This is a genomic window from Methanobacterium subterraneum, assembly GCF_002813695.1.
GTDB lineage: Archaea > Methanobacteriota > Methanobacteria > Methanobacteriales > Methanobacteriaceae > Methanobacterium > Methanobacterium subterraneum.
In genome coordinates, this window is the sequence record NZ_CP017768.1 from 2,141,504 (window position 1) to 2,159,133 (window position 17,630).

At 41.4% G+C, this 17,630-nt stretch carries 17 protein-coding genes; 7 read left to right on the forward strand and 10 right to left on the reverse strand.

Annotated features, from left to right (window positions below; all coding sequences use genetic code 11):
• Positions 1-75: 75 nt before the first annotated feature.
• The 5 genes from BK009_RS10370 to BK009_RS10390 all read right to left on the reverse strand — a co-directional run bounded on the left by BK009_RS10370 (position 76) and on the right by BK009_RS10390 (position 6,055).
• Complete coding sequence (locus BK009_RS10370) at positions 76-609, reverse strand: UGSC family (seleno)protein (protein ID WP_236950978.1); 534 nt, start codon at positions 607-609, stop codon at positions 76-78.
• 111 nt (positions 610-720) lie between these two features.
• Positions 721-2,295 (reverse strand): lysine--tRNA ligase, encoded by a 1,575-nt coding sequence (lysS, locus tag BK009_RS10375; RefSeq protein ID WP_100909543.1) that lies wholly within the window; start codon positions 2,293-2,295, stop codon positions 721-723.
• A 78-nt stretch (positions 2,296-2,373) separates the two neighbouring features.
• Positions 2,374-3,672 carry a phosphomethylpyrimidine synthase gene (gene thiC / locus BK009_RS10380; protein ID WP_100909544.1) on the reverse strand — a complete coding sequence of 433 codons (1,299 nt, stop codon included), beginning with the start codon at positions 3,670-3,672 and terminating at the stop codon, positions 2,374-2,376.
• Between the two features lie 398 nt (positions 3,673-4,070).
• Positions 4,071-4,979, reverse strand: coding sequence for a carbohydrate kinase family protein (locus BK009_RS10385; protein WP_100907286.1), 909 nt, complete (start codon positions 4,977-4,979; stop codon positions 4,071-4,073).
• Between the two features lie 191 nt (positions 4,980-5,170).
• Positions 5,171-6,055, reverse strand: a complete 885-nt coding sequence (locus BK009_RS10390; RefSeq protein WP_100909545.1) for a LysR family transcriptional regulator — start codon at positions 6,053-6,055, stop codon at positions 5,171-5,173.
• Positions 6,056-6,187: 132 nt separating this feature from the next.
• Here BK009_RS10390 and hxlB point away from each other — a divergent pair, with 132 nt between their 5' ends.
• A complete protein-coding gene (hxlB, locus tag BK009_RS10395; protein ID WP_394340072.1) occupies positions 6,188-6,793 on the forward strand; it encodes a 6-phospho-3-hexuloisomerase in 606 nt (201 codons plus the stop codon).
• 104 nt (positions 6,794-6,897) lie between these two features.
• On the opposite strand, the gene fdhD is transcribed toward hxlB, so the two are convergent.
• The 4 genes from fdhD to mobB all read right to left on the reverse strand — a co-directional run bounded on the left by fdhD (position 6,898) and on the right by mobB (position 10,301).
• The gene (gene fdhD / locus BK009_RS10400) at positions 6,898-7,638 is read right to left on the reverse strand and encodes a formate dehydrogenase accessory sulfurtransferase FdhD (RefSeq protein WP_100907288.1); all 741 of its coding nucleotides are present in this window, start codon (positions 7,636-7,638) and stop codon (positions 6,898-6,900) included.
• 209 nt (positions 7,639-7,847) lie between these two features.
• On the reverse strand, positions 7,848-8,540 hold the full coding sequence (locus tag BK009_RS10405; protein WP_100905090.1) for a TOBE domain-containing protein: 693 nt from the start codon (positions 8,538-8,540) through the stop codon (positions 7,848-7,850).
• 109 nt (positions 8,541-8,649) lie between these two features.
• Positions 8,650-9,579, reverse strand: a complete 930-nt coding sequence (gene moaA / locus BK009_RS10410) for a GTP 3',8-cyclase MoaA (RefSeq protein ID WP_100907289.1) — start codon at positions 9,577-9,579, stop codon at positions 8,650-8,652.
• A gap of 20 nt (positions 9,580-9,599) precedes the next feature.
• Entirely contained in the window at positions 9,600-10,301 is a 702-nt protein-coding gene (gene mobB, locus BK009_RS10415) for a molybdopterin-guanine dinucleotide biosynthesis protein B (protein ID WP_100907290.1), read from the reverse strand.
• An 825-nt stretch (positions 10,302-11,126) separates the two neighbouring features.
• Here mobB and fwdF point away from each other — a divergent pair.
• From fwdF to BK009_RS10445, 6 genes are read left to right on the forward strand one after another with little or no spacing between them, the layout of a single operon-like run.
• A complete protein-coding gene (gene fwdF, locus BK009_RS10420) occupies positions 11,127-12,182 on the forward strand; it encodes a tungsten-dependent formylmethanofuran dehydrogenase subunit FwdF (RefSeq protein WP_100905087.1) in 1,056 nt (351 codons plus the stop codon).
• A gap of 15 nt (positions 12,183-12,197) precedes the next feature.
• A complete protein-coding gene (locus BK009_RS10425; protein WP_100905086.1) occupies positions 12,198-12,443 on the forward strand; it encodes a 4Fe-4S binding protein in 246 nt (81 codons plus the stop codon).
• Positions 12,443-12,829, forward strand: a complete 387-nt coding sequence (gene fwdD / locus BK009_RS10430; protein WP_100905085.1) for a tungsten-dependent formylmethanofuran dehydrogenase subunit FwdD — start codon at positions 12,443-12,445, stop codon at positions 12,827-12,829. The genes BK009_RS10425 and fwdD overlap by 1 nt, the downstream gene beginning before the upstream one ends.
• 33 nt (positions 12,830-12,862) lie before the next feature.
• Positions 12,863-14,578 carry a tungsten-dependent formylmethanofuran dehydrogenase subunit FwdA gene (gene fwdA / locus BK009_RS10435; RefSeq protein WP_100907291.1) on the forward strand — a complete coding sequence of 572 codons (1,716 nt, stop codon included), beginning with the start codon at positions 12,863-12,865 and terminating at the stop codon, positions 14,576-14,578.
• A complete protein-coding gene (locus tag BK009_RS10440; protein WP_100907292.1) occupies positions 14,575-15,381 on the forward strand; it encodes a formylmethanofuran dehydrogenase subunit C in 807 nt (268 codons plus the stop codon). The genes fwdA and BK009_RS10440 overlap by 4 nt, the downstream gene beginning before the upstream one ends.
• A gap of 12 nt (positions 15,382-15,393) precedes the next feature.
• Positions 15,394-16,701: a formylmethanofuran dehydrogenase subunit B gene (locus tag BK009_RS10445; protein ID WP_249030932.1), complete on the forward strand. Its 1,308-nt coding sequence runs from the start codon at positions 15,394-15,396 to the stop codon at positions 16,699-16,701.
• 332 nt (positions 16,702-17,033) lie between these two features.
• Here the strand turns inward: BK009_RS10445 and BK009_RS10450 are convergent, their stop codons facing one another.
• A complete protein-coding gene (locus BK009_RS10450) occupies positions 17,034-17,558 on the reverse strand; it encodes a pyridoxamine 5'-phosphate oxidase family protein (protein WP_100907294.1) in 525 nt (174 codons plus the stop codon).
• Positions 17,559-17,630 lie beyond the last annotated feature (72 nt).

Genomic DNA, 17,630 nt, shown 5'->3' on the forward strand with positions numbered 1-17,630 from the left:
CAGCCACAATTATTTAAACAATATCTTTAAGCAATCCATTAAATAATCCCTTTAATCAATCAATTTTTAAACCCGTTAGGGTATTTGTAGTAAATATAGAAATGATGGGACGATTTTACTTGCTTTATCATCCAATTCATCAATTGAAAGCCCAGCTACGGGGTGTTCAACCTCTAGAATTCTCAGATCTCCTAATCCATGTGATTTAGCCAGTTCCCGAGCAAAGGGAGTGAAATGATCCGAACAAATAGATATGGTTGGAATTCCTCTTTCCTCCAGACGGATGGCATCCAGAACCACCCAACTGGTGCAGGAACCACAATCGCCCAGGGCCAGAATAGCTAAATCTGCCGATGCTGCCATTTGAATCTGAAAATCTGTAGCTGGTGCTCCTGCTGGCTTATGAACCCACAGAAGTTCCCGGTTACCCAGTGACTCTGAAAGAACTCTCAGGATAATGTCTGCCCCGGGTTTAGTGTTGTCCACCATGGAAACCCTATCAAAGTCGTAGGGTAAAGGATTTAAAGCGATATTTTTTCCATTAAATTCGCCTAATGGATTAAGAACATCTTTTTCTGTGAGTTTCACCCTCAAAAACAGTTCCTCCAATTAATTTCTTCCGGATATCCATTTCATATTTATAAAGGACATATTGGTATTGGTGGGGTATTTTTTTATACTTAAAGAAGGTGCCCTTTAAAAAATATTAATATAAGGTTTTCATGCCTCTTTACGGAATCTTTTAATTATAAAATCCTTGTCCAGGGATAGCACAAATGAAGCAGCCCTTGGGCCCTGTTTTTTCCCAATTATGACCTTGTAAATTGCCTGGAATGCCTTCTGTGGTTTTAATCCCAATTCCTTTAGGATGAGATACATCTGGTCGTGGAGTTCCTGGGAATTGTAATCATTTTTCTCCAGCAGATCTGCCACTTGAAGCAGGAATACTTCCTGCATTTCGTTCAACTGGACTTCTGGTAATGTTTCCTGGACATTGAACTTCACAAATTCCGGGGCATACTTATCCAACCAGTTTTCCACATTTTCTAAACGTGACCCTAAACGGATCTTAGCATCCTCATCTAAGTCAGTGTATTCCATACCTTCCATATCTTCACTCAGTTGAGAGTTTCTTTTAAGAATCTGGAAGATCTTCTCCAGGTCGTCAGTTATCTGTCTGGCCACTGTAAGGAAACGATAGGATGTCTGGAAGGGTGCAGAATCGGCCATGTTGATCTGCGACACTTCATAGATTTTCTTGAGTTTCTCCATCTCCTTCTCTGAAGCTGCTTCCTCAATATCATAATAGATCCTCTCCACACGGTCATACTGGTCGATGAAGTCCAGGAAAGACATTCCCGGGTCAAAATCCTTATGTTTCAAGGGTTTGCTGCGGAACAAGAAATAATTCAGGGTCTCAGGTGTCCCTATCTCTAACCATTGTCCAGGGGTGAAGAAAACTCCCTTGGATTTGCTCATGGCATCTCCTTTAAGGGTGATCCACTCATAAGGAACGGGATAGGGTGCCCTGTAATTGAATATCTCCTTGGAAATAACTTTACTTACATCATAGGACCCGCCACTGGCCGCATGATCCTTTCCAAAGGGTTCACAGGTCACACCAAATATCTTCCAACGGGCAGCCCACTCCACACGCCAGGTGAGTTTTCCATTGCCAGATTTGATGTCCATTTCACCTTCATGACCGCACTGGCACCGGTAATATACGGTGTTACCCTGGTAGTTATAGGCAGTGGTGGTATTCACCCGGCCGCACTCGTTACAGATGGGGTTGTAGGGTAACCAGTCCTCAGCTAGGGGATGTTCCCGGTACTGGTTGAATATTTCCCTGATCTTAGGAGCTCTTTCTAGTGACTTTTTAATGTAATCATTGTAGATCCCATCCTGGTACATTTTAAACCCGGAATAGGTTTCCAAATCTATCCCGAATACAGGTAGGGTTTCCAGGAATGGTTTCTGGAAGTGTTCCACAAAGTTTTCGCAGCAACCCTCAGGGCAAGGGATCTGGGAGTAAGGAATTCCCAAGTACTTCTCGTAGGATTCAGGGAGGGGATAGGGTACTTTCCTCAGAGGATCGTGGTCATCGGCAATCCAGATGGTCTTAGAGTCTTCTCCAAGTTTTTGCAGAGATTTACCTACCGCATTAGCTATAAAAACGTCACAGGAATTCCCAATATGTATGGAGCCAGATATGGATGTTCCACTGGCTACGACGTGTTTTTCAACGTCCCAGTTAGTTAGATCAGATGCAATTCGTTCAGTCCAGTGTTTCAAGTAATTCACCTTCTTATAAAAATAAAAAAATCATGATGGTATATTATAAAATAAAAAGGAATGTAATGGGGATGAATTTTATTCGAAAACTTCAGTTGAAGCCTCATCCAGCCATTCATTCACGATTTTGATGGCACAGTAACTTCCGCACATGGTACATGTATCAGGATCTTCTGGTGGCCGTTCATCTCTGATTGCCCTGGCATCACCTGGACATATGGCTGCGTTGTACTGGGCTTCCCAGTTAAGTTTTTTACGGGCATTGGCCATTTCAAGATCCTTTTCCCCGTTGTGTATTCCCTTGGCCATGTCACCAACGTAGGCTCCGATCCGGCTGGCTATAACTCCCATCTTCACGTCTTCAGGTCCAGGGAGTGCCAGGTGCTCAGCAGGGGTAACGTAACATATGAAGTCTGCTCCCGCAGCAGCTGACTGGGATGCACCAATAGATGAAACTATGTGATCGTAGGCAGGGGCAATGTCAGTTACTATGGGTCCTAACATGTAGAATGGGGCTTCACGGCACAGTTTTTTCTGTATAACAACGTTAGCTTTTATCTCGTTTAGAGGGATGTGTCCAGGACCTTCCACAATGGTCTGCACTCCCACTTCCCTTGCCCGGTCTATTAATTCACCCAGGATAATGAGTTCCTGAACTCCGGCACGGTCAGTAGCATCTGCAATGGCTCCGGCTCTCATGGCGTTGGCCATGGACATCACAAAGTCGTATTCCTTTGCAATTTCAAGGATGTAATCGAAATTCTTATAGAGGGGGTTTTCAATTTCATTTTCCACCATCCAGGCAGATACTAGGGCTCCGCCACGGCTCACCAGTCCGCCTTCTCTTCCCTGTCTTTTTAGGCGCTTGAGGGTTTCCATGTTCACACTACAGTGAATAGCCATGAAGTCAATACCATCTTTGGCCTGTTTTTCAATGGCCTTGAACATCACATCTTCGTCCATGTAAATGGCAGCACCCTTTTCCCTGATGGTCTCAAAAGCTGCCTGGTATACAGGCACACTTCCTACTGGTATGTCAGATATCTTTAGAATTCTTTTACGGATCTCATCCAGGTCTCCACCCACAGATAGTTCCATTAAAGTGTCAGCGTTATTGGCCATTGCAACTCTGGCCTTTTCTTCTTCCATATCAAAGTCACATATGTCGGTTGAAGTTCCGATGGTGGCGTTAACTTTGGTTCTGAGTCCTGCCCCAATACCAACTGCTTTTACTTCCCTTCCTTTGTTACTGGGAATGGCAATGGTACCTTTGGCTACAGATTTTCTGATGAATTCAACGTCAACATTTTCATTTTCTGCGACGGATTTCATTTCGTCAGTTATTATCCCTTTTCGTGCGTCGTCCATTTGTGTCATAGAATCACCGTGTTAGGTTCAACTTTGTAAACGTACATTAGCTATGGGGATTCACAAATTACGAGAAGCCCCTAGCCATTGATTAATACTAATACTATTTTGATTTCTATATTTTACCCATAAAAATAGATATGGTTTTTATATCATAATCTGGGATCATTAAATTTTGAAAATTATTAGTTAATAATGAATCAGAATATGGAATGAAATCATCATTGTAAACGAAATCCTTAGTATTTGTGTTGTTATATTAATTCCCATTGAACCTATTCAAATTTTTTTATTCTTAATATGCTATAGAATTGATTGATTTTTTTTTATTGTAATCCCTATAGAATCTATTGAATACTATATAGTATGTTGGCATGATTTAAATGATTCATTTCTTCTCTTATGTTTCAGATAGTTAACATCCGGCCAATGGCCATATCCGGGGTTGGAACGTTAGTCTGACACCCTTCTGCTTCCACAATGAATGAAGATACAGCGGAAGCTAGCTTACCACAATATTCAAGAGATTCACCTTCCAAGTATGACTTCAGAAACCCTGCCCGGTACGAATCACCAGCACCAGTGGGATCAGTGGGGTAACGCTCCACAGCATCGATGTTGATCTTCTCATCTGCATAAATAACACTCCCATTCCTTCCTCTGGTTTCCACCACAATTGATGGACCATACTCCCTTAACTGGTCAATGTCCATATTGATGCTTTCCAGAATACGCCCAATTTCATGGTGATTTCCAAATAGAATATCACATATTTTGAGAACATTTAAAAGATCAGGGGATGAATACATGTGCAGGTCCTGCCCTGGATCGAAGGATATGATTTTACCCTCTTTTCTGGCGAATTCACCACACTTGCTGTTGAAGGTGGGATCTCCAGTTGCCAAATGTACTGCCTGAACATTACTAATGGCATCAGCAGGAACAGGAGCCTCTTTAAAACGGGTGGCAGCTCCCCAGTAAAAGTAAAATATCTGATCATGGTTTGAATCGGTTAAAACGAATGCAGTAGGTGTTTTATCCTCATCCACAATTATCATGTCTTCAATATTAATATTGAGATTTTCTAAATGATTTTGATATTCTGATCCTAAAAAATCGCCCCCCACTGCCGACACCAGGGAAGATTCGAGACCCAGTGAGGATGCAACCACAGCCACATTGGCAGCAGCACCCCCCTGGAAGGTGCGCATATTATTGATGGTAGTGGAAGAATTTGGTAATGGAAACTCGTTGACCTGAATTATATAATCAAGTGCAGTATGCCCAATGGCCAGTAAATCTCTTTTTTCACTCAATTAATCACCTGCCTTATTTCTATTTTCAGTTTATTTAACATTAACTATAACGCTATATTTTTAAAAATGAACTAATCTCTGCAACTTAAATCCATCCTAAAATCATTGATCTCCCCAAAAATAGATGATTTAAAAGATAATAAGCCTTTTTTATCCAAAATCATGATCAATTTCCTTTAAATAATTAAGATTCAGTTGATTTTCCTAAAACCCAGCTGAGGGATTATTTTCTGACCCTTGCCTTGTAAAAAATCGGAAAAATCTTCCAGTTCTGGGTTCTTAGCAGGGATGACCATACTGATTATGTGGCTGGTATCCTCAGCTAAAATATCAGAAACAGTGAAAGAATTGGATAAAGGTGACATGAAACTTCGGTTTATGAAGGTTAGAAAATCTTCATTATTACTAATCAGTTTAAGGGCGGTTTGAGGAGAACTGCACCAGTCAACAATTTCATAATCTACACGTAAATGATCTAAGGTGTTCCATGCCAGTCTTTGGGCAGAATGGATAACTTCCACGAACATTCTACCCTGAAGATCATGGATACTCATCAATTGTTCATCAGAAGGGGAGACTAATACCAGTTCATCCCGGGCTATGGGTACAAAATCCAGACCATGCATAAAGGCATGGACCGGATCATCCAAAAGTAGAATATCCACCAGATCCATCTCCGCCATCTTGAGGGCACTCAGATCATCAGTAGTATGGATTACTGCCTCCAGACCATAATGACGTGATAGAACATCCACTAAACCGGTGGAAATAGGCCCTCCGCATATAACTGGGGTGTCTCTTTCCTCTAATCGTTTTAAATATCGCTGATATTTTTTCAGGACCATTACACCCTGGGGGGTGAGGCCTGATCCGGCTCCAGTTGTTTCCACCAATTTAAATCCCATTTTTTCTTCAGCATCACGAATTCGCCTATTTAACACGGCATGTGATATCCCTAACCTTTTGGCAGCTGCTCTCTGGGACCATGTGCTGGTGATCTCCAGCAATGCATCGAAAAGACGGTAACTAAATGTTTCTCCATTCAGTGATAGATTTAAACGGGGATGAAACTTCATAATTTCTCCTTTGACCTTAACTTGGAAAAGTGGTAGTATTGATTTGTATAAGATTTGTATGAAATAGGACTTATATATATCAGATTGTATAGAAAATCATATTGTTTTACGATAATTAAAAAAAATATAATAATGGTGCTAATATTGAAACAATTGATTCTCAACGATGCTATAGAAGAAATAGTGGATAATGTACGCTCTGTTTCTGCAGAACTTGACCCTAAAAACATTAAAGACATGACCAGTCTTTTACAAACATCCCAACATGTTTTTGTCATGGGACTTGGTCGTTCTGGCTTAGTAGCCAGGGCTTTTGCCATGCGTCTCATGCACCTAGGAATTAGTGTATACGTGGTAGGAGAAACAACCACCCCTGCTTTGACCAGTGATGATTGTTTACTGGCGATTTCAGGTTCCGGTGAGACTTTCAGCATTATCAGCGCCGCGAATATTGCCCATAAAAGGGGGACCAAAATCATTGCGGTAACTTCTTATGTGGATTCCACCTTGGGTGAGATGGCGGATCTGGTGGTGCATATAAAGGGACGTACCAAAATTGATTCTGAAAAAAATTACATAACCCGGCAGATGAATGGAAAACACCAGTCCCTATCTCCTATGGGAACCCTTTTTGAAGTAACCAGCCTCATATTTTTGGACGGCCTCATAGCCCAGTTAATGGTTGAAATGGGAAAAACAGAAGAGGATATGAAGGCCAGGCACACGGTTATTGAATAGTCCGGGTATTGAATTAAATTAACTGATTTTTTTCCTTTTTTTATTATTTTCGTTACATATCATTCCCTATTAGTTAGATGATTTGATTTTCCTGACTTCCCTAATCAGAGTATGATACGATGGGGGTGAGTGTAAATGTTGAATCTTCCATCTCTAAGGAAACCTATTAGGGTAATGCCTGCTTCTTCACCTATTCTCAAACCTTCCACTGTAGGTGCAGCTTTGGTAACCATGATAGATATGCCTACATTGGCCAGTTTAACCACCCGATCCGGAGGTATACGTCCACTGCACACAATGAAACTTTCTGAAAAATCAATACCCGCTTTTAAGCCAGCTCCAATAACTTTATCCACCGCCACGTGGCGACTGACATCCTCACGGACAATGAACTGATCTTCACTAACCAGGGCAGCCACGTGTGTCCCTCCAGTTTTGGACCAAACTTCAGCTTTTTCAATTAGTAACTGGTATGAATCAATAATTTTATCTTTTTCAACCTTCAAATCAGAGATAACATGGGATAAGGGCTGGTCTTGATGCACCCACCCATCGTAACAGGAAAGATCATCGGTTTTAAAGTTATCATTTTCACTTAAACTGACTTTTATTGTATCTGAGTTTATGATGATTTCTTTCACATCACTCAGGGCATTGATGTATCTTTCATCCAGCAGGTAACCAATGGTGAAGTCTTCCAGGTCTTCGGGACTTAAATAAAATTTTCCCAAAAGTTTCCCATTAACCAGCAATTCCATTTTAGCATCAATGGCTACCAGGTCTTCAGTGGGCTGGGCTTTTTCTTTTACCTTGATTATGTTGGTTTTGCGGAACATTTTGTTCATATAATATCCCTTTCTTAACACTCTCTAAGGAAATTCCTTTAAATCCATCAATTCTTATATGACAAGGTTATATTATATATTTATAAAAATAAAATGGGCATGAATATTATCTGAAAACTTTCTTCACTTATACTAAACCTTCCAGGGACAATGCCCTGAAATCGTAGTCATTCCCTTAATCGGCTTAGAAACTTGAATTGGTAAAAAATTTACAATTTAACCACTGCAATGGCTGCAGCTTTAAATCCTATGAATACGTCTTTACCCAGATCTAGTTTTAATTCATCCCGGGCATACTGGGTTATGTCGGCAAATAAGCTCACTTTACCCAAATCTATATTTAAACGCACCACCTGATTTTTAAGTTCCATACGGGTAATGGTTCCTTTGAAAACGTTTCTTACACTGGATTTTTGTGGTTGTAGTGTTAGAAATATGTCTTCAGGATTGATTAAAATTAAAACTTTTTCTCCAACGCTAAAATTACCTCTAAGTGGTAAAATAACTCTTTTATCCCCAAAATAGATGTTAATGATTTTTTTTTCTTCATCTATTTCTGCGATCTCGCACTCTATTTCATTCACATCAGTGTGCATTTTTATTACACTATCTACTTTCCTGTATTCCCTTAATATGAGTTTACCTTTCTTGGTTAGCTCACTACCCCCACCTCCTCCTTTACCGCCCCTTTTGGTTAAAACTAGTAAATCATTCAAGTCATGTTCGAGGTTTTCAATGTATTTAAGGGCACTTCGGTAGGGTATATCTGCTTTTTGGGATGCCCTGGTAATTGAACCACACTCATCAATGAATTTTAAAAGATTGAATTTCTTCTTATCCAGTAATATGAGTTTTTCACCAACTTCTAACCTATATTCCGGTTCATCTTTAGATTTAGTCATTGAAACCCCCATTAATTCCTGATTTTGATTAAAGGTTATATTTTTTATATGCTGGATAATGATCATTACTTTATAATGTAGTCATTCATATTTTTTTGTTTGAACCAATTTAGTGACACTGGTCGTAAAATGGTTCCCTATTTGCAATGGCTTCTAAAAATAGTTTTTTGAGTTCTTCATCGGATTTACCCTGGCGCATTGGCTCTATAAAATCAACTAAATTATCGTTCCGGAGTAAACAAGGCTTTAACTTACCTTCAGGAGTTATACGTATTCTGGTGCAGTTTTTGCAGAACTGAGTATTGTCCATGGGCTTAACAATCTCGATCTCCCCGCCATCCACGAAGTACTTCTTCCGGTCCTGCATGAAACGCCTGGTTTTTACTTTATCAGCCCTATCTGCCAATTCAATTTCTAGATCATTCATTTCATAATGGTAATCATCAATAAAACCGTTATCTGGGCAATTATCAGTTTTTAAGAGTTCTATAAGTTGTAGTATGGCTCCTGTTTCCTTGCAGAAGTTGAACATGTCCCAGATTTCGTTGTGGTTAATTCCCTTCATCACTACCATGTTAAGTTTTACTGGGTAAAGGTCAGATTCAGTAGCACGGATTATGCCCTGTTTGGCCTTTTCAAGGTAGTCTTTTTTGGTAATGAACTGGTAAGTTTCAGGGTTTAGAGTGTCCAGGCTCACATTCACCCGATTAAGCCCAGCTTCCAATAAATCATCAGCATACTTATCTAAATAGGTACCATTGGTGGTTATGGAAACGTCTTTAAATCCTATTGATGATATTTTGGACACAATTTCCACTATATCATCACGAATCAATGGCTCCCCACCGGAAAGTCTGATCTTTTGAACTCCAATACCACGGGCGACCTGGGCAATACGATGTATTTCATCAGGGGTCATCTCGTATTTTTGAGGTAATATGCCGTCGTGGTGGCAGTAAAAACAGTTTACGTTGCAGCGGTTGGTTATGGATATTCGTAAGGATATTATGGGGCGCTGGTAAGTATCAGTGACTGTCATGAATTTGTTACCTGTTTGTTTTATTTATCGTGTTGTATTTGGAGTTCGATTTTTTTGGGTTCACCATGTTCTTTGATTTTAAGGGTGCTGATCATGCCCAGGAACGTGTTTTCAATGAATTTATTAACAAAAGGATTTAGGGGAACACGGTTTCCATTAACTTTAAGAATAACATCTTCCATTTGTTTCATGACACAGAGATCTTCTTTAGCCTCTCCTTTTACCATGGCCAGTGCCAGATCATGGCAGTTTTCATAGCCACAGTCACCACAGTTCATGTTTGGCAGTTTACCAAAACTCCTCTCTTCAACGAGATCTACCAGTTTCCCGGTTGATTCATCATCCAGTTCACGGACATCTACTTGGGCCAGACTGAAAGGATCATCCAGTGGGGAGGTGGATATTTTAGCATAGCTAGCAGGTTTATATCCTTCTAGCACGAGAAAATCCACTTCATCCAGCTGTTCTACGCTGTTTATTATCTTTTCAAGGCCCATGTCCTTATTTACGATGAAAAAGGTTTCTTCTCCTCCAGCCCCAACCACTATTTCCGCACCAGCTTCGCGGTGTTTCCAAGTGTCTTTCCCTTCCACGTCTAATTTAACATGAGTATGTTTCACAGTACCTACTTTATTCCCTCTTTTAACCAGTTCACTCACCAGTAAGGTGACCAGAGTGGTTTTTCCAGTGTTTTTGGTTCCTGCCACTGATACTATTTTCATGATTACACCTCAAAGTGTACATTGCTTTTACATTAGTACCCATTTTGTGATAATATTAATTACAGCTAATTACTTACCAACTCTCATATTATTTTCTACACTAACCTCTTAAAACCTCATTTAAAAACATTTAGGTAAATGAACATAATGAACCAATAGATGGAATTATGTATAATAACAGTGTTTGTGGTGATGAATTATAATCCTCATGATCTTATATAATTATATTAGATATTGCTTGGTGGGAAAGACAGATATAGTTGGGTAGAACACTAAAAATTCGTCAAAGAACCACAATTAGAATACTTCCATCTGGTAAGATTCAAGTGTTTTTAACATTTTTATCCTGATTATAAATGTCTGGAAATTTGGATTATCACCTTTTATTCCTTGGTCATAACAAATTCATATTAATATTATTTAACTTGGATATTTGGGTATTTTCAAAAAATTTAATTAATTTTAAGTTTATTAACGGCTAATTAAATTATAAAAACACCTTATTTGTTATTTGTTGAATTATTAGGGATGCTTCAGGTTGATTTCAACAACATATGTGGTGTGTTTAGTACACATCCATATATATTAATTTCTATATAATTTTTTGGGGAAATTATATATATTAACGCGGTTTAATGTGTTATCAACACACATGATGTCTTGCTCTTAAACCATGACTTAGATGAACGTTAATCAAAGATTTTCTACGTTTTTGGGCTGATAATGGGCACAATACTGATTGTAATTGAATTATAATTGTGCTGTTGATGTCTGTGCTGTTTTGAAGGTATAACCGATTCATAGAATATAAAGGAGGTTGATGTAATGGATACAACAGAAATTATTGAAGGTAAAGATATTTCTGTGGAGAGAACAGGCGAAGAGGAGCGAAAACTACTCTTTAAAGATGACCTTTGTGCTGCCTGTGGTCTCTGTGAAAAGATCTGTCCAGTGAACGCCATAGAGGTACAACCTACCGGTGCTATGGTACGAACAGAGCAAGATGTAAGCTCTCTAGACATTGATGAGAATAAGTGTGTTCTCTGTGGAATGTGCAGTTGCATTTGCCCATTCAACGCATTGGATATGGAAATAGGTGGAGAATCCATAAAAACAATGGATGCTTATCCTCAGTTAATGAAATCTGCAGAAATCCAGGACGATGCCTGTATATACTGCAAAGCATGTGAAACAGCATGCCCTGCAGAAGCCATCACCATTGACCGGAAACTCCCAGACCGATCAAAACTGGTAACCGGTGAAATTGAAATAGACAAAGAAACCTGTGTAGACTGTGGTATATGCGAAGAAATGTGTCCAGCCGATGCAATCACACTAGGCCACAAATTACCAACATCTGACGACCCAACAGTATCCTCAGACATAGAGGTTGACACAGATAAATGTGTTTACTGTCTGGTATGTAAGAAAGCCTGCCCAGTCGACGCCATAAAGGCAGTGTGTAGAATTTGTTCATACGGAGACTACGACATAAAAGCCGAAGACTCTGAAATAACTGGAAATTCCAACATCGACGATGAACTATGTGTGAACTGCGGATGGTGCCAGGATATCTGCCCAGTAGATGCAGCAACAGTAACCAAACCATTCGAAGGAACCCTGGAACTTAACCAGGATCTCTGCCAGGGATGTGAAACCTGTGTAATGGTCTGCCCCTGCAATGTTCTGTCATTCCCACAGTCAACCGACGGTGGTATGAAACCTGAAAAATTACACAAAGATGAAAAATACTGCATATACTGTGGAGCTTGTGAAAAATCATGCCCAGTGGACGCAATTCAGGTTACCAGAACCAGTATCAACAGCACACCAATAAAATCTAAATCATGGCAAAAAGCCTTCGATTCCGTGAAAAACTAATTGTGAGGTAAAAACATGGCAATAGGACTTAAAGTATACCCCGAACTTTGCCACGGATGTGGTAACTGTGTTATCGCCTGCCCAGTGAATGCTTCCAGGAGTCCTGAGATAGCCGGTGGAAAAGGACCAACCGATGATGTGGAAATCATCATGATCGTGGAAGACGGCGAAATACAGATCAAAAATGCAGACCTATGTGGTAAATGCGGAACCTGCGTGGAAAGCTGCCCCGTAGATGCAATAACACTGGAGGATTTATAATGAACGTTATATTAAACACCGGAAGGACCGTATGGCAGGGACAAGCCATTGAGTCTGGTAAGGACCTTCAGATGTACGTAGACGCTGCTGCCATCTGTCACATGAACCGTGAAATGATGGATCAGATTGGATTAGAAGAAGGAGACAACATCGAAGTAGTATCCAATTTTGGAGATGTTGTGGTTAAGGTAGTAGAAACCAGAGAAACCCTACCCCCAGGAATGGTCTACATTCCCATGGGTCCCTGGGCCAACCGGGTAATTGACCCTGATACAGACTCCACAGCCACACCCCGATTCAAAAACATACCAGTAGAAATCGCTCCAACTGCAGAAGAAGTACTGGATATGCCAACTTTGATGAAAGTCTACAAGAAATATAACTAAACCATCATAAACCAATAATAAGGAGGATTTTCCTTGGAACACATAATCAAAAATGGATTTGTTTACTGTCCACAAAACGGCGTTGATGGAGAAAAAATGGATATCTGCATCAAAGACGGAAAAATTGTGGAACAGGTAAGTTCAGATGCAAATGTGATAGATGCATCAGGCCAAATTGTAATGCCTGGTGGAATCGATCCTCACACTCACATTGCCGGTGCAAAGGTCAACGTAGGCCGAATGTACCGTCCTGAGGATAGTAAAAAAGATGTTGAAGCCGGACAATCTGGAGGAAGAGCAGGAAGTGGATTCTCAGTTCCATCAACCTTCATGACCGGTCAAAGATACGCACAAATGGGTTACACCACCGCAATGGAAGCAGCAATGCCACCATTACTAGCCAGACACACCCACGAAGAATTCCATGACACACCCATCATTGACCACGCAGCCTACCCATTATTCGGGAACAACTGGTTCGTAATGCAATACTTAAAAGACGGGGACATCGATGGATGTGCAGCCTACACCTCATGGCTCTTAAAAGCCACCAAAGGTTACACCATAAAAATCGTAAACCCTGGAGGAACCGAAGCCTGGGCTTGGGGAGGAAACGTACACGGAATACACGACCCAACACCATACTTCGACATCGAATCATTCGATATAATCAGAGGTCTGGCAGAAGTTAACGAAATGCTGGGACTACCCCACGCCATACACCTCCACTGTAACGACCTGGGGCACCCTGGAAACTTCGAAACCACCCTGGCATCATTTGACGTGCCAAAGGGAATCAAAGCCAACCCACAAACCGGAAGCCGTGACGCAGTACTCTACGCAACTCACGTGCAGTTCCACAGTTACGGAGGAACTAGCTGGAGAGATGTGGTATCTGAGGCGCCAACCATCGCTGACTACATCAACAAAAATGACCACATAGTATTCGATGTAGGGCAGGTCACCCTGGATGAAACTACCACCATGACCGCAGACGGGCCAATGGAATTCGATCTGCACAGCTTAAACGGTTTAAAATGGGCTAACTGTGATGTAGAACTTGAAACTGGTTCAGGACTTGTACCATTCATCTACGCAGCACGGGCACCAGTACCAGCCCTACAATGGGCTGTAGGTATGGAACTATTCCTGTTAACCAAAGATGCTGGAAAAGTCTGCCTAACCACTGACAGTCCAAACGCAGGACCATTCACCAGATACCCAAGAGTAATCAGCTGGTTAATGAGTAACAAAGCAAGAAAAGACCTCATTGATGGAGAACTCCACAAATGGGCTCAGAGGAAAAGTAGCGTAGCTACTCTTGACCGTGAATACAGCTTCCTGGAAATCGCACAGATAACCAGATCCACACCAGCCAAAGTCCTGGGTCTATCAGATACCAAAGGACACCTTGGAGTAGGAGCTGATGCTGACGTATCTATCTACAACTACAACCCAGAAACACAGGACCCATCTGTGGACTACCGTACACTGGAATCTGCAATGCAACACGCAGCATACACTTTGAAAGACGGTCAAATCGTGGTCAAAGACGGAACTGTGACCAACCCAACACTACGCGGACGTAGCTACTGGGTAGACACCAGTGTGGATGAAACCATCTACAACGAAGTAGTGGCCAACGTGGAAAAAACATTTAAACAGTACTACTCTGTAAACTTCGCAAACTACCCGGTGCAGGACGACTATCTGCCACACTCCGCTCCAATTAAGGGGGTGATGCAATGATCACATTGACACCAAAAGAACAGCCAGAAGTACCTATAGAAATTGATACAATAACCCCAGATTCATTAGCTGGTAAAACCATTGATGAAATCAAAAACATCCCTATTTTGCATGGTAACGGCCAAGTACCATTAGCTGACTTCTTCGAAGTGGAAGGAGAAGCAGGTGCCACAGCCGCTGAAACCAAAATCCTCATTGATGGTGATGTTTCCCAGACCAAACGCATAGGGCAGGGAATGACCGCCGGTGAAATTACCGTCAAAGGCAACGTCAACATGTATGTTGGTGCTGAGATGGAAGGTGGATTAATCACTGTGGAAGGAAATGCCAATGGATGGGCCGGACAGAACATGAGAGGCGGAGAACTGGAGATCCTGGGAGATGCAGGTGACTATGTAGGTGCATCATACAGGGGAGACTGGAGAGGTATGAGTGGGGGTAAAATCACCATCCACGGAAACGCCAAAAGTGAAATCGCTGAATACATGAACGGCGGTAAACTAATTGTCAAAGGTGACGTTAGTATCATGCCCGGAATCCATATGAACAACGGAGTCCTGATCATTGAAGGGAACGTCATAGCCCGAGCCGGAGGGGAGATGGCAGGCGGAACAATAGTGATCAAAGGAATAATCGACGAATTCCTGGCTGGCTTCGAATACCTTGGTGTTGAAAAGGACATCGAAGTTGAAGGGGAAGTCATACCCGGAGCATTCTACAAATTTAAAGGAGACTACGCAATCAAAGGAGCTAGTGGAATTATTTACGCTGCAGTAGCAGGTAATGCCCACATAGCTCCCTAGAATGGAGGGATAATTTTGGAACTCGTAAAAAACGTGGTGTGCCCCTTCTGTGGAACACTATGTGACGATATCATCTGTAAAGTGGAAGGCGACGAAATCGTCGGAACCATAAACGCCTGCCGGATCGGACACAGTAAATTTGTCCATGCCGAAGGTGCAATGCGCTGGAAACAACCCCAAGTAAGGGATGAAAACGGCGAACTCGTGGCAACAACCTACGAAGAAGCCATTGAAAGGGCTGCTCAAGTCCTGGCTAAATCAAAACGACCATTAATGTACGGCTGGAGCTGTACTGACTGTGACGCTCAGGCAGCAGGTATGGCACTAGCTGAAAATACCAAGGCTGTTGTGGACAACACCGCATCTGTATGCCACGGACCATCAGTACTTGCTCTGCAGGACGTAGGATACCCTATCTGTACTTTTGGAGAAGTTAAAAACCGTGCCGATGTGGTAGTATATTGGGGATGCAACCCCATGCACGCCCACCCCCGCCACCTCTCCCGGCATGTATTTGCCAGGGGATTCTTCAGAGAAAGGGGCCGATCCGACAGAAAATTAATCGTAGTGGACCCCCGAGAAAGTGATTCATCAAAACTGGCTGACATTCACATTCAGGTAGGGTACAACCAGGATTACGAACTACTGGATGCAATGAGAGCAGCCATGATGGGCCATGAAATCCTCTACGACGAAGTAGCAGGAGTACCCAGAGAAGACATTGAAGCAGTAGTGGAACTCCTTAAAAAAGCCCAGTTTGGTATTCTCTTCTTTGGAATGGGAATCACCCACAGCCGGGGAAAACACAGGAACATTGACACTGCCATTATGATGGTCCAGGACCTGAACAACTTTGGTAAATTCACTCTCATACCCATGAGGGGACACTACAATGTAACTGGATTTAACCAGGTTGCTACCTGGGAAAGCGGATACCCATACTGTATTGACTTTGCCACTGGAATACCAAGGTACAACCCTGGAGAAACAGGATCAAACGACCTACTCCAGAGCAAGGAAACCGATGCCATGATGGTTATCGCATCCGACCCTGGAGCACACTTCCCACAGAAGTCCCTGCGACGTATGGCTGAAATTCCAGTTATAGCCATTGAACCACACCGAACCCCAACCACTGAACTGGCTGATGTCATCCTACCTCCTGCTATTGTGGGAATGGAAACCGCTGGAACAGCCTATCGTATGGAAGGTGTACCCATCAGGATGAGGAAAGTGGTAAACTCAGATCTTCTCTCTGACCGGGAAATACTGGAAAAACTCATGGAACGGGTAATGGAAATAAAAACCGCATCTAAATAAGCCCACGTGGCTTATTTTTTTTATTTTTTCATTTTTTTTTACTGATGTTTGAAGTGGGTTAATTGCTCTAGTGTGCTTTTTTTATTAAACTGTATATCTCGGGAACTGTACATCTTTCAAGTTCTAAAAATAGAAACAGAATCTTTTATCAAGCCCAAAAAAATCCAAGAGGCTTAAAATTTTATCAATTCACATTCAACATCGGGATAAACTGGTTTAAAAAATCACCCAAAACCATAATATAAAAATTAAAAATATACACTCACCGGTGAATGAGTGTTGCATTTTGAAAAGTAGTTGAAATTCTAGTAATAATTTCTTTAAAACTTTTATTAATTTTTAAAGAGCTCACTTTCTTCGGCCTGATTTTCCTTGGCCGTTATATCTTCAGGAGTTAATTTAAATACTGAAGTTGTGTTGTTATCCATTGAAGATTTGTAATTTTCAATGAAACTAGCAGTCAATGGTTTTTTGTAGTAGTTTGGCAGGTACTTTTCCACCAGTTTCCAAAGAGCTGTGGCTGCTATGTCAAAATCAACAACTTTTTCTATTTTTCCAAAAAGCATGACGCTCATGTAAGAAGTATCAGCATGGCAGGGCATAGGATCAGTTACTGTTCCAATTTCTTCATAAACTGTGAAAGACACTGGTGGTTCTTCACAGAGGATGTCCACCTTTTTACCAGAACCCATTCCATGGAAAAAAATGTAACCTTCATACCACACGAAGTTCACTGGAACTGCGTAGGGGTAATCATCACCATTCATTGCGATCACACCGGTTCTACTCTCTTTTAGGAATTTTTCAATTTTTTCCTGGTCTTTACAATCTCTCTGTGAGTATTTAACTTTATTCATGTTTACACCTATTTTTTTTAGTAGTTGAGAATTAACGTTAGTTTTTTTAGTGGTCATGGGGCTGTTGGAACT

What these genes read in the sequence shown, in the direction of transcription:
- BK009_RS10405 (WP_100905090.1), bottom strand. Translation starts at nt 8,540, where the DNA reads ATGACTAAATCTAAAGATGAACCGGAATATAGGTTAGAAGTTGGTGAA.
- BK009_RS10450 (WP_100907294.1), bottom strand. Translation starts at nt 17,558, where the DNA reads ATGAATAAAGTTAAATACTCACAGAGAGATTGTAAAGACCAGGAAAAA.
- BK009_RS10440 (WP_100907292.1), top strand. Translation starts at nt 14,575, where the DNA reads ATGATCACATTGACACCAAAAGAACAGCCAGAAGTACCTATAGAAATT.
- mobB (WP_100907290.1), bottom strand. Translation starts at nt 10,301, where the DNA reads ATGAAAATAGTATCAGTGGCAGGAACCAAAAACACTGGAAAAACCACT.
- BK009_RS10425 (WP_100905086.1), top strand. Translation starts at nt 12,198, where the DNA reads ATGGCAATAGGACTTAAAGTATACCCCGAACTTTGCCACGGATGTGGT.
- moaA (WP_100907289.1), bottom strand. Translation starts at nt 9,579, where the DNA reads ATGACAGTCACTGATACTTACCAGCGCCCCATAATATCCTTACGAATA.
- BK009_RS10390 (WP_100909545.1), bottom strand. Translation starts at nt 6,055, where the DNA reads ATGAAGTTTCATCCCCGTTTAAATCTATCACTGAATGGAGAAACATTT.
- fwdD (WP_100905085.1), top strand. Translation starts at nt 12,443, where the DNA reads ATGAACGTTATATTAAACACCGGAAGGACCGTATGGCAGGGACAAGCC.
- fdhD (WP_100907288.1), bottom strand. Translation starts at nt 7,638, where the DNA reads ATGAACAAAATGTTCCGCAAAACCAACATAATCAAGGTAAAAGAAAAA.
- thiC (WP_100909544.1), bottom strand. Translation starts at nt 3,672, where the DNA reads ATGACACAAATGGACGACGCACGAAAAGGGATAATAACTGACGAAATG.
- hxlB (WP_394340072.1), top strand. Translation starts at nt 6,188, where the DNA reads ATGGTGCTAATATTGAAACAATTGATTCTCAACGATGCTATAGAAGAA.
- fwdF (WP_100905087.1), top strand. Translation starts at nt 11,127, where the DNA reads ATGGATACAACAGAAATTATTGAAGGTAAAGATATTTCTGTGGAGAGA.